Raw genomic sequence first — 12,150 nt, 5'->3', positions numbered from 1 at the left:
CCCGCCGCGGGTGCCGAGCGCGCGGTCGTGGTGATCGGCGGGTCCGAGGGCGGGATGCACGAGCGGGACGCCGTCGCGCTCGCGGAGGAGGGCTTCGCAGCACTCGCCCTGGCCTACTTCGGGGCGCCCGGTGTCCCGTCGGCGCTCGTCGACATCCCTCTCGAGTACTTCACGCGAGCGCTCGACCTGCTCGAGGCGGAGGGGTTCGCGCCAGGCTCGATAGGACTGCTCGGCGGGTCTCGCGGCGGCGAGGCGGCGCTCCTGGTGGGCAGCCGGGACGAGCGCGTCGGGTCGGTGGTCAGCGTCGTCGGCAGCGGGGTCGTCACGCAGGGCATCGACTACGAGGCCGGTCGGCTGGACGCGATCCTGCGGTCGTCGGGGCCGGCGTGGACCGTCGACGGCGTACCGCTGCCGTTCCTGCCGTACCGGGTGTCGTCCGCGTTCGTCGAGGCGATCGAGCGCGGCGAGCCGATCGCGCTGCGCGACGGGTTCGCCCCGCTGCCGACCGACCCGGGCGAGCTGGCGCGCGTCAGCATCCCGGTCGAGCAGATCCGGGGCGGGGTGCTCCTGGTGTCGGCCGCCGACGACCAGATGTGGGACTCACCGGCGTACAGCCTGGTCGCGGCGGAGCGCCTGCGGCGAGCGGCCCATCCGTACCCGTGGGCGAACGTCGTCCTGCCCGACGTCGGCCACATGATCGCGGGGCCGCCGGGGGGCGCGTTCACCACGAGCCTCGGCCCCGGTCCGGGCGTCACGTTCCGGCACGGCGGCGAACCGGTCCTCACCACGTACGCCCGCAAGGAGACGTGGTCGAGGACGCTCGGCTTCCTGCGCTACACGCTGCCGCGCGAGGAGCCGGCCTGACCCGTCACCCGCGTCGCCCAGAACGCCACGGCAGCAGCGGCGGCCACGTTGAGCGAGTCCACCCCGCCCGCCATCGGGATCCGCACCACCAGGTCCGACTCCGCGACGGTGGTCGGCTTGAGCCCGTGCCCCTCGGCGCCGAGGACCAGGGCCAGCCGGTCGGGCGGGTCGGCCACCAGGGCGTCGAGCGTGATCGAGTCGTCCGAGAGGGCCAGCGCGGCGGTGACGAACCCTGCCTCGCGCAGCAGCGCGATGCCCTCGGGCCAGGGGTCGATCCGGGTCCACGGCACCTGGAACACCGTCCCCATGGACACGCGGACGGACCGACGGTAGAGCGGGTCGGCACAGCGCGGCGTCACCAGGACGGCGTCGACGCCGAGGGCGGCGGCGGACCGGAACGCGGCACCGACGTTGGTGTGGTCGACGATGTCCTCCAGCACCGCGACGCGGCGGGCGCCCGCGAGCAGCGACGCCACCGGTTCCAGCACGGGCCGGTGCATCGCAGCGAGCGCGCCACGGTGCACGTGGAAGCCGGTGATGGCCTCGAGGACGGGCTCCTCGGCGACGTACACGGGGACGACGGTGTCGTCGGCGGGGAGGCCGGCGAGCAGGCGCTCGAGGTCCGGCACCCAGCGCGGCGACAGCAGCACGGACCGCGGCCGGTGGCCGGCGGCGAGCGCGCGGCCCAGGACCGTGGAGCTCTCGGCGATGTAGAGACCCTTGGCGGGCTCCTGCCGTGAGCGCAGGGCGACGTCGGTCAGCGAGACGTAGTCGGCGAGCCGCTCGTCGGCGGGGTCGGTGACGGGCTGCAGGGAGGCGACGGGCACCCGGTCATCCTTCCAGCCGGACGACGACCTCCCCGTCGTGCGCCAGCTCGAACGGCACGCCGTCCACCGAGTACGTCCCCCGGAACCCGCTGACCGGGACGCGCCCGGACGACGAGGTCCGCAGCGTCGTCGGGGCCAGCCACCACTCGTCCTTGACCAACCGGCGCAGCGTGTCGTACGCGGGCTTGGGGGTGCCGTCGGCGCGGACGAGCCCGGCGGGAGCACCGAGCCACGCGCCGGCGTCGGTGATCCCCCAGTACGTCGCCGCCTGCACGGCCGGGTGCCCGACGAGCGTCCGGTAGTGCCGCTCGATCTCGTCGGCCTGCCTCGCCTCACCCTCGGGGGTCGACGGCCAGGACGAGACCTGGTGATCGTTGAGGTCCTCGATGTGGGCGGGCATCAGGTCGCCGGACAGCAGAGTCGACTCCGTCAGGTGCAGCGGCAGCCCGAAGCGCGCGAACCGGTCAAGGATGCGCTGGGTCTTCTCCTCGCCCCAGTAGCCCTGGTGCATGTGGCTCTGCAGGCCGATCGCGTCGACCTGGATCCCCGCCTCCAGGACACCCTCGATCAAGCACTCGTAGGCGGTCGACATGTCGAAGTCGTTGAGCAGCAGCGTGGCCGTCGGGTTCGTCTGACGGGCGGCGTCGAACGCGAGCCGGATGGTCGGGATGCGTCCGCGGTCCCACGCGAGCCGGGTCAGGCCGTTGGGCTCCTTGTCGAACACCGGCATGATGACGACCTCGTTGATCACGTCCCAGGTGTCGATCACGCCGGCGAAGTCGGCGACGTCGCGACGGATCCGGGCGTCCTGCGCGTCGGCGACCTCGTCCGTGCTCAGGTCGGCCAGCCACGGCGCGCAGACGGTGTGCCAGGCGAGCGGGTGGCCCTTCACGACGACGCCGCGGTCCGCGAACCAGTGCGCAGCCCGGAGCAGCCGAGCGGTGTCCGGGCGGCCGCGCACAGGCTCGAAGCGACCCCAGTAGAACGGCAGCGTCGCGGCGTTGAACACGTCGAGCCACAGGTCGGCGAGCGCGGCGGCCGAGCTGGCCGGCGCACCACCGAACGCGGGTGGTTCCGCGGCATCGTCCTCGGCGTTGGCAAGGGCGATGAAGTCGAACCCGATGTTGCCGAACAGGAACTCGTGGCCCTGCTGGGCGACCACGACGTCGGTGTCGACCAGCGGGTGGCCGTCGGGGCGCAGGACGGTGAGGACGGCGTCGGCGCGTCGGTGGTTCAGGCTGGGCATCGGGCCAGCCTGCCATGCTCGATAACGTTATCTACCCGCCGCCACGCCGGGATCGAGGTCGACGGCCGGTGCGGCCCCCCGCCGCGCGGCGCGACCTCCGAGCACGGCGACCACCGCCCCGACCAGCGCGACGACGGGGACGACGAGGAACGCCTGATGGGTCCCGACGGCGTCGGACAGCGCGCCGAGCGCGAACGGCGCGACTCCGATCGCGAGCCCGCCCGCGAGGGTCGCGCGCGCCTGGGTCGCGTCCGTGCGTCCGGGTGCGGTGGCCAGGAGGAGCGCGACGGAGAGCGGGTACTGCGCGCCGTAGCCGAGCCCGGCGACGAACAGGCCGACGATGGCCACGGTCGGCGAGGTCGCGGTCCACAGGATCGCCCAGCCACCGATGGCGACGACGAACGCGACGGCGAGCAGCATCACGGGCGCCACGCGCAGCGACAGCGGTCCGACGACGAACCGGATCACCGACATGCCCGCCACGAGCCCGGCCGTCGTCGCCGCCGCGATGCCGGCCCCGGCCCCGGTCCGCTCGAGCACCAGGCCGGTCGCCCAGTACGTGGTGGCGAACTCCATGGCGACCGCGGCGACCATAGTGACCAGGAAGCACCAGCCCGGGAGCGTGGTGCGTGCACGGACGACGTGCGGGGTCGTCGGGTCGGGCACGTGCGGTGGCGTCATCGCGCCCCCGACGGGGATGCGGGCAACGACGAGCGCCGAGACGATCGCCAGCACGACCGTCACGGCGACCGCGGGCCGCCATCCCCAGCCGATCGCCACGCACGCGCCGACGGCCAGCGGGCCGACGAGCCCGATCGACGAGCCGATCCCGTTCCCCTCGGTCAGCGCCGCCGACGCCTTGCTCCCGTGGCGCAGCGCGAGCCCGGCCTGCGCACCGCTGATCGCGATGTTCCCGCCGAGGGCGAGGACCACCATCGCGGGCAGGCTCCAGGCCAGGGACGGGGCCGCGACCAGCCCGGACGCCCCGACGGCGATCAGGGCGCACGCCACGAGGACGGCGGTGCGCCGACCGTGGCTGCGCACGAAGCGCGGCGTCGCGAACGCGGCCAGGATGCCGCCGGCGGCCATCGCGGTGCCGTGCAGCCCGGCCTGTGCGTCGCTGATGCCGAGCTCGTCCGCGAGCAGCGGAACGCTCGGGTTGAAGCTGTACAGCAGCCAGCCCCACACGACGAAGCTCCCGTAGAACGCGACCGTCATCTGGTCGCGGGGGAACCCCGTGGTCGTGGCGGTGGACATGGGGCAGACAGTACGTCCCCGGTCCGCGAGGTCAGTCCACCGGCGCGACGGCTGCGGCGAACTGGCTCGCGTACAGCCGCGCGTACGCGCCGCCGGCGGCGAGCAGCTCGTCGTGCGACCCCTGCTCCACGATCGCACCGTCCTCCATCACCAGGATCGCGTCGGCGTCGCGGATGGTGGACAACCGGTGGGCGATGACGAACGACGTCCGGCCGTGGCGCAGCGCGTTCATCGCCTGCTGGACCAGCACCTCCGTGCGGGTGTCCACGGACGAGGTCGCCTCGTCGAGGATGAGGATCGGCGGGTCGGCCAGGAACGCCCGGGCGATGGTGAGCAGCTGCTTCTCCCCCGCGGAGACGTTGGCTCCCTCGTCGTCGACCACCGTGGCGTACCCGTCGGGCAGCGTGCGCACGAAACGGTCGACGTGCGTGGCCTCCGCGGCAGCGACGATCTCCTCCTGCGTCGCGCCGTCGGCACCGTAGGCGATGTTCTCCGCGAGGGTCCCGCCGAACAGCCACGTGTCCTGGAGCACCATCCCCATCTGCGAGCGCAGCGCGTCCCGGGTGAGGTCCCTCGTGTCGATGCCGTCGAGGGTGATCCGGCCGTCGTCGACCTCGTAGAACCGCATGAGCAGGTTCACCAGGGTCGTCTTGCCGGCGCCGGTGGGGCCGACGATCGCGATCGTCTGGCCGGGCTCGGCCACGAGCGACAGGTCCTGGATGAGCGGCTTGTCGGGCGAGTAGCTGAACGCGACGTGCTCGAACTCCACGCGTCCCCGGGTCGGCTGCACGGGCGGCGTCGGGTCCGCCGGGTCGGGCGACTGCTCGTCGGCGTCGAGGAGCTCGAACACGCGCTCCACCGACGCGACCCCGGACTGCAGCAGGTTGGCCATGGAGGCGATCTGCGTGATCGGCTGCGTGAACTGCCGGCTGTACTGGATGAACGCCTGCACGTCGCCGAGCGTCATGGTCCCCGACGCCACGCGCAGGCCGCCGACGACGGCCACGATGACGTAGTTGAGGTTTGCCACGAAGCCGAGCGCTGGCTGGATGATCCCGGAGATGAACTGCGCCCGGAAGCTGGAGTCGTAGAGCTTCTCGTTCCGCTCGGCGAACACCTCGGCGGCCTCGGCCTGCCGCCCGAACACGGTCACGAGCGAGTGGCCCGTGTACATCTCCTCGATGTGGGCGTTGAGCTTGCCGGTCCAGGCCCACTGCTCCATGAACTGCGGTCGGGACCGTTTGGCGATGGCCCCGGCGATCACGATCGACAGCGGCACGGTGACCAGCGCGATGACGGCCAGCAGCGGCGAGATCCAGAACATCATCACCAGCACGCCGACCACCGTGAGCACCGACGTGATGAGCTGCGAGAGGGTCTGCTGGAGCGTCTGCGCGACGTTGTCGATGTCGTTGGTCACGCGGCTGAGCAGCTCGCCGCGTGGCTGGGAGTCGATGTACCGCAGCGGCAGCCGCGACAGCTTGGCCTCGACGTCCTGCCGCATCGCGTAGACGGTGCGCTGCACGACGACGGCGGTCAGCCGACCCTGCAGCCAGCCGAACAGGAACGACCCCACGTAGATGACCAGCACGATCATCAGCAGCTGCCACAGCTGGTCGAAGTCGATCCCCACGCCGGGCACCGCACCGCTGCCGGCCACGACGTCGGCGAAGGTGTCCTGCCCGTCGGCCCGCAGCGCCGACACGGCCTGGTCCGTGGTGGTCCCGGCCGGGAACGCCTCGCCGAGCTGGGCGCCGATGACACCGTCGAAGATGATGTTGGTCGCGTCGCCCAGCAGCTTCGGACCGATGACGGCGAGCACGACCGACGCGACCGCGAGCACCACGATGAGGGCCATGGGGGCGCGCTCGGACCGCATCTCGCGCAGGAACCGCATCGCGGAGCCGCGGAAGTTCATCGACTTCTCGCCGGGCATGCCCAGGTTCATCATCGGGCCGGGGCCGCGACGGGCCGCTGCCGGGGGGAGCCGGCGGGTCTCGGTGCTCATGCCGCCTCCTCCACGCTGACCTGCGAGTACACGATCTCCTGGTACGTCTCCGAGGACTCCAGCAGCTCGGCGTGCGTCCCGACGCCGACCACCAGGCCGTCCTCCAGCACGACGATGCTGTCCGCGTGCCGGATCGTGGCGACGCGCTGGGCGATCACCAGCACGGTCGCCTCCCGCGTCTCGGGGGCGAGGGCCGCGCGCAGGCGGGAGTCTGTCGCGTAGTCGAGCGCCGAGAAGGAGTCGTCGAACAGGTAGATGTTCGGCCGCCTGACCAGGGCTCTCGCGATCGCGAGGCGTTGTCGCTGCCCGCCGGACACGTTGGTCCCGCCCTGCGCGACCGGCGCGTCGAGGCCCTCGTCGAGCGCCTCGACGAAGTCCCGCGCCTGCGCGACCTCGAGCGCGTGCCACAGCTCGTCGTCCGATGCCCCCGGGCGGCCGTACTCCAGGTTGGAGCGCACCGTGCCGGCGAACAGGTACGGCTTCTGCGGGATGAGCCCGATCTGGCCCCACAGCTGGTCCGGGCTGAGCGCCCGCACGTCGACGCCGTCGATGAGGACCGCGCCGCCGGTCACGTCGAAGAGCCGCGGGACGAGGTTGAGCAACGTCGTCTTCCCGGCTCCGGTGGAGCCGATGATCGCCGTGGTCCTCCCGGGCTCGGCCACCAGGTCGACCCCGTGCAGGACCGCGCGCTCGGCACCCGGGTAGCGGAACTCGACGCCGCGCAGCTCGAGCAGGCCGGGCCGCGAGTCGGCGCCCGTGCGCAGCACCGCGGGCTGGGCGGGCGGGACGACGGAGGTCCGGGTGTCGAGCACCTCGCCGATGCGTTCCGCGGACACGACGGCCCGCGGGACCATGACGAACATCATCGTCGACATCATCACGCCCATGAGGATGTAGGCGATGTAGGACAGGAACGCGGTGAGCTGCCCGATCATCAGGGCGCCCGCGTCGATGCGCTCGGCGCCGAACCACAGGACGGCCACCGTCGTCGCGTTGAGCACGAGCATGACCATCGGGAACATCAGCGCCATGAGCTTGCCGACGCGCAGCGAGGTGTCGTAGAGGTCGGTGTTGGTGGCGGCGAACCGCTCGGACTCGCGGCGCTCCCGCACGAACGCGCGCACCACCCGGACGCCCGCGATCTGTTCGCGCAGCACGCGGTTGATGGCGTCGATCCGCTTCTGCATGGACCGGAAGTACGGGATCATCCGGGTCACGATGAGCGCGATCACGATCGCGAGCACCGGCACCGAGACCAGCAGCACCGCGGACAGCCCGACGTCCTCGCGCATCGCCATGATGACGCCGCCGACCAGCAGGATCGGCGCCATGAGCATCATCGTGAACGTCAGCAGCACCACCATCTGCACCTGCTGCACGTCGTTCGTCGTGCGGGTGATGAGCGTCGGCGCCCCGAACGTGGCGACCTCCTGCGCGGAGAACGTCTGCACGTGGCCGAACAGCCGCTTGCGCACGTCGCGCCCGAACGCCATGGCCGTGCGCGCGCCGAAGTAGACGGCCACCACGGCGGCGAGCACCTGGAGCAGGCTGACGCCCAGCATCACGGCGCCGAGCCGGACGATCTCGGCCGTGTCGCCCTTCGCGACGCCGTCGTCGATGATCCGCGCGTTCAGGCTGGGCAGGAAGAGCGTCGCGATCGTCTGCACCAGCTGCAGCACGATGACTGCGGCGACCGCGCCCTGGTACGGCTTCAGGTGCTCCTTGAGCAAGGTGATCAGCATCGCGCGCTCCCGTCGGTCAGGACGCCGTGCAGGACGAGGTCGGCCAGCCGTCCGGCATCGGGTGGCGGGGTGTCGAGCCCGCGACGCCGGGCGTCGACGGTGCGCATGGTGGCGCCCATGAGGACCGTGGTCAGGAGCTCGATGACGTCGTCCAGCGGCAGCCGCAGCCGGTCCGCGTCCGGCTCCAGGAGCCACGCGATGGTGGCGTTCACCGCCTCGGTCCCGGCCTGCTGGCGCGTCCCCCACAGCCGCATGGCGGCCTCGCGGTGCTCCGCGGGCGGGCGGCCGGGCTCCAGCCGGCTGATCTCGTGCAGCAGCGCCATCCAGCGCATGGCCTCGCCGACGCGCGCGAGGCCCTGGTCCAGGACGGCGGCGACGCGGTCGTGCAGCGGCAGGTCGCGGTCGATGGCGGCCAGCTCGGGGACGGAGTCCGCGGGGTCGACGGCTGCGAGCACGGCCTCGCGCACGAGCGTCACCTTGTCGGTGAACACACGGAACAGGGTGCCCTCCGCGACGCCGGCCGCCTCGGCGAGCTCGCGTGACGTCACCGCCGCGCCGCGCTCCAGCAGGACCGGGCGGACGGCCAGCAGGATCGCGGCGCGACGCTCGTCGGGCGGGAGCGGCGTCGCACGCCCTCGGACGTGACCGGAGATCGTCTCCATCCGCCGAATCTAACTGAGTGAGCACTCACTCCGACCATCGATTGTTGTTCGCTGTGAGCGAACGCGCGAGAGGGCCGGACCGCTCCGGCCCGGCCCTCCTGTCAGGCGGGCGGCGCGTCCTGCGGCGGCGGCTCGGGTGCCCGCGGCGGCACCGCTGCCCCGCCGGGACGCTGCCCCTGCTCCACGGACGGGTCGAACGGCAACCCGCTGAGGGTGCCCGAGGCCGTCGCGTCCGCGGTCGCCGCCGCCGACTCGCGTCGCGCCTCGGCCAGCGCCTCCGCCGGGTCCGTCAGCGTGGTCGGCGGCAGGTCGTCGCCCAACGGCGACGTGCCCGCGGCACGGCCCGAGTCAGGCACGGCGCCGTCGTCGGAGACCGGCCCGCCGAACCCCTTGGCGAACACCCCCAGGGCGCTGGTCAGCTCCGACGGCAGGAACCACATCTTGTTCGACGGGCTCGCCGCGATCTTCGGCAGCGTCTGCAGGTACTGGTACGCCAGGAGCTTCGGGTCGGCGTCACCACGGTGCACCGCGTCGAACACCTGCAGGATCGCCCGCGCCTCTCCCTCGGCCGTGAGGATCGCCGCCTGGGCGCCACCCTCGGCCCGCAGGATCGCCGCCTGCTTCTCGCCCTCCGCCGTGAGGATCTGCGACTGCTTGAAGCCCTCGGCCGTGAGGATCGCCGCGCGGCGGTCACGCTCGGCGCGCATCTGCTGCTCCATCGAGCCCTTGATGCTGTCCGGCGGGTCGATCGACTTGAGCTCGACGCGGTTCACGCGCACACCCCAGCGCCCGGTCGCCTCGTCGAGCACGCCACGCAGCTGACCGTTGATCTGGTCGCGGCTGGTCAGCGTCTGCTCGAGATCCATCGACCCGACGACGTTGCGCAGCGTCGTCACCGTCAGCTGCTCGATGCCCTGGATGTAGTTGGCGATCTCGTATACCGCCGACTTCGGCTCGGTCACCTGGAAGTAGATGACGGTGTCGATGCTGACCACGAGGTTGTCGGACGTGATCACCGGCTGCGGCGGGAACGAGACGACCTGCTCGCGCAGGTCGACGCCGGCGCGCACGCGGTCGACGAACGGGATGAGCAGGTGCAGGCCGGCGTCCAGCGTGCGGGAGTAGCGGCCCAGCCGTTCGACGATGATCGCGACGGCCTGCGGGACGATCTTGACCGCCCGCACGAGCGCGATGATGACGAACAGCAGCACCAGGCCCAGCACGATGAAGAGGGCGATCTGCCCACCGTTCGGGTCGTCCATGGATCCTCCAGGGGTCGAGCGCGGACGAGCTGCCCGCGCGACGTACGAGCCGGTGCGCTCAGAGACCGGCGACCGGTGAGACGACTGCCGTGGCGCCCTCGATCCGCGTCACGCGGACCTCCGTGCCGGGCGGGATCGTCTGGGGTGCGTCCACGCGGGCGCTCCACACCTCGCCGGCGAGCTTGACGCGGCCGCCCTCACCGGTGACGGTCGAGACGACCACGGCCTCGCGGCCGACCAGCGCCGCGGCGTTGGTCTCCACCAGCGGCATGCGGTCGCGCAGGTGCCGGAGCAACCAGGGGCGCAGCGTGAAGAGCAGGAGGACCGAGGTCAGGGCCGCGACGACGAACTGCACGGGCACGGTGGCGCCGAACAGGTAGGCGATCGCGCCGGCGATGGCTCCACCGGCGAACATCGCGAGCACGAGGTCGAGCGAGAGCATCTCCAGGATGCCGAGAGCGAGCGCCGCACCGATCCACCACAGCCACCCCATCGGGCCACTCCCTCGGTCGAGCAGGCTCCGACGGCGGACCCTGCGGTCCAACCGATCCTAGACGGTTTCTTTGCGAACCTGTGGGATACCGCTCAGCCCTGGGCGGACGCCGCTCGAGCGGACCACCGTCCGTCGGTGTGGTCCACCGTCAGCGGGAGGTCGAACGCCCCGGAGAGGGTCTCGGCGGTCAGCACCTCGTCGATCGGTCCCGCTGCGAAGGCCTTGCCCTGGCGCAGCAGGAGGATGTGCGTGAAACCGGGCGGGATCTCCTCGACGTGGTGCGTGACGAGCACGAGAACCGGCGACCTGTGGTCGCCGGCCAGCTCCGACAGCGCCGCGACGAGCTCCTCCCGGCCGCCGAGGTCCAGGCCCGCGGCGGGCTCGTCGAGCAGCAGCAGCTCCGGGTCGGTCATGAGCGAACGGGCGATCTGGACGCGCTTGCGCTCGCCCTCGCTCAGGGTGCCGAACGTGCGGTCCGCCAGGTGCGCGACACCGAACGCGGTCAGCAGGTCGGCGGCCCGGGACTCGTCGAGCGACTCGTACGCCTCCCGCCAGCGACCCGTCACCCCGTACGCCGCCGTCAGCACCACGTCGCGCACGGTCTCCCCCGGCGGGATCCGGTCCGCCAGCGACGCGCTCGACAGACCGATCCGCGGGCGCAGCTCGAACACGTCGACCCGCCCCAGGCGCGAGCCCAGCAGGTCCGCGGTGCCGCCCGTCGGATGCATCCGCCCGGAGGCGACCTGCAGCAGCGTCGTCTTGCCGGCACCGTTGCGGCCGAGCACCACCCACCGCTCGCCGTCCCGGACCGTCCACGTCACCTCGTCCAGGATCGTCGTCGTTCCCCGGCGGATCGTCACGGCCTGCAGGTCGAGCACGTCGGTCATGGGCACGACCCTAACCGGCTCTGCCGAGCGCCGACGTCCGTGGTCGGGCCGGTCGCCGGTGGGCTGGGTCACGTCCTACCGTGGGCGGGTGGACCTGACCCTGGAGCTGCCGCGCTCGGTCCTGCTCGCCCTCTGGCTGGCGGACGACAGCACCGACCGCTCGGTGCTGCTCGGTGCCGTGCAGTCGGACGACGAGCCGCACTCCGTGCAGCGCCGGCCCGCGGCGGACGAGCCGTTGCGCGACGACGTGTCGGACGAGCCGCTGAGCACCCTCCTCGACGCCTGCGACGGGTCGCCCCGGGACGTCGCGACGGTCCTGCCGGTCCCCGGCGACCCCGGGGCGACGCCCGCATCGGTCAGCTCGGCCGCCACCGACGCCGGCGAGGCGGTCCTGGTGCGGACGCCGCAGGCGTGCCTCGTCGCGGTGCCCGTGGTGCAGCGGTTCGGGTCGGCGCTGGAGCCCGGGCACCTGGTGACGTGGGAGCTCTCGGACGTCCCCGACTGGCGCCACGCCGTGCACGCCCAGACCGGGTCGCTGCAGGATGCCGAGCGCGAGCTGCGCCAGGGTCTCCTCCAGGCGACCGAGGCTCTCGTGAAGCTCGATGTCGCACGGTGGCGGCCTGACGCGGCCGAGACGGTCGCCGCCCTGCGCGACCTCGAGCTGCCCGCCTGGCGGCTGCCGGACGGGCTCGACGGCCGCCGGGTCCGCGTGCTGGCCAGCGCGGCTCGCCTGCGCGCCATCGTCGCGCTGGCGACGCAGGACGACGGCGCCGCCGTCAACCTGTGGCAGGCCGACCAGCGCTCGACCGCGCTGCGTGAGGTCGACCGGATGGCCCGCCGCGCGATGGCGGCCGCGGCATCACGGCTCACCGCCTGAGGCTTCGGCCGGCGCGGCTGGGGCC

The 12,150-nt window shown here is 72.6% G+C and carries 11 protein-coding genes; 2 read left to right on the top strand and 9 right to left on the bottom strand.

The window, feature by feature from the left end; translation table 11 throughout:
* Nucleotides 1–864 (top strand): acyl-CoA thioester hydrolase/BAAT C-terminal domain-containing protein (locus tag CTE05_RS18310; RefSeq protein ID WP_222595515.1); only part of this gene is annotated, 864 nt, incomplete at its 5' end.
* Here the strand turns inward: CTE05_RS18310 and CTE05_RS18305 are convergent.
* The 9 genes from CTE05_RS18305 to CTE05_RS18265 form a co-directional block, all read right to left on the bottom strand.
* Nucleotides 834–1,691 (bottom strand): TrmH family RNA methyltransferase, encoded by an 858-nt coding sequence (locus CTE05_RS18305; protein WP_146847733.1) that lies wholly within the window; start codon nt 1,689–1,691, stop codon nt 834–836. The two genes, CTE05_RS18310 and CTE05_RS18305, sit on opposite strands and share 31 nt — an antisense overlap.
* Before the next feature lie 4 nt (nt 1,692–1,695).
* Nucleotides 1,696–2,937 carry an endo-1,4-beta-xylanase gene (locus CTE05_RS18300; RefSeq protein ID WP_146847732.1) on the bottom strand — a complete coding sequence of 414 codons (1,242 nt, stop codon included), beginning with the start codon at nt 2,935–2,937 and terminating at the stop codon, nt 1,696–1,698.
* Nucleotides 2,938–2,964: 27 nt separating this feature from the next.
* Nucleotides 2,965–4,194 carry an MFS transporter gene (locus tag CTE05_RS18295; RefSeq protein ID WP_146847731.1) on the bottom strand — a complete coding sequence of 410 codons (1,230 nt, stop codon included), beginning with the start codon at nt 4,192–4,194 and terminating at the stop codon, nt 2,965–2,967.
* Between the two features lie 31 nt (nt 4,195–4,225).
* Nucleotides 4,226–6,202, bottom strand: a complete 1,977-nt coding sequence (locus CTE05_RS18290) for an ABC transporter ATP-binding protein (RefSeq protein WP_146847730.1) — start codon at nt 6,200–6,202, stop codon at nt 4,226–4,228.
* Nucleotides 6,199–7,944, bottom strand: a complete 1,746-nt coding sequence (locus CTE05_RS18285) for an ABC transporter ATP-binding protein (protein WP_146847729.1) — start codon at nt 7,942–7,944, stop codon at nt 6,199–6,201. The genes CTE05_RS18290 and CTE05_RS18285 overlap by 4 nt, the downstream gene beginning before the upstream one ends.
* Nucleotides 7,938–8,606 carry a TetR/AcrR family transcriptional regulator gene (locus tag CTE05_RS18280; protein ID WP_146847728.1) on the bottom strand — a complete coding sequence of 223 codons (669 nt, stop codon included), beginning with the start codon at nt 8,604–8,606 and terminating at the stop codon, nt 7,938–7,940. The genes CTE05_RS18285 and CTE05_RS18280 overlap by 7 nt, the downstream gene beginning before the upstream one ends.
* Nucleotides 8,607–8,707: 101 nt before the next feature.
* Nucleotides 8,708–9,868, bottom strand: coding sequence for an SPFH domain-containing protein (locus tag CTE05_RS18275; protein WP_146847727.1), 1,161 nt, complete (start codon nt 9,866–9,868; stop codon nt 8,708–8,710).
* A 58-nt stretch (nt 9,869–9,926) separates the two neighbouring features.
* Nucleotides 9,927–10,361 (bottom strand): NfeD family protein, encoded by a 435-nt coding sequence (locus CTE05_RS18270; RefSeq protein ID WP_146847726.1) that lies wholly within the window; start codon nt 10,359–10,361, stop codon nt 9,927–9,929.
* A 92-nt stretch (nt 10,362–10,453) separates the two neighbouring features.
* A complete protein-coding gene (locus CTE05_RS18265) occupies nt 10,454–11,248 on the bottom strand; it encodes an ABC transporter ATP-binding protein (protein ID WP_146847725.1) in 795 nt (264 codons plus the stop codon).
* 88 nt (nt 11,249–11,336) lie between these two features.
* Between CTE05_RS18265 and CTE05_RS18260 the strand changes: the two genes are divergently transcribed.
* Nucleotides 11,337–12,125, top strand: coding sequence for an Rv1486c family protein (locus CTE05_RS18260; RefSeq protein ID WP_146847724.1), 789 nt, complete (start codon nt 11,337–11,339; stop codon nt 12,123–12,125).
* Nucleotides 12,126–12,150 lie beyond the last annotated feature (25 nt).

The organism is Cellulomonas terrae, assembly GCF_007990265.1.
Classification (GTDB): Bacteria; Actinomycetota; Actinomycetes; order Actinomycetales; family Cellulomonadaceae; genus Cellulomonas; species Cellulomonas terrae.
Note: the sequence above shows the minus strand (reverse complement) of the source record. Positions and strands in the feature narration are given on the sequence as shown.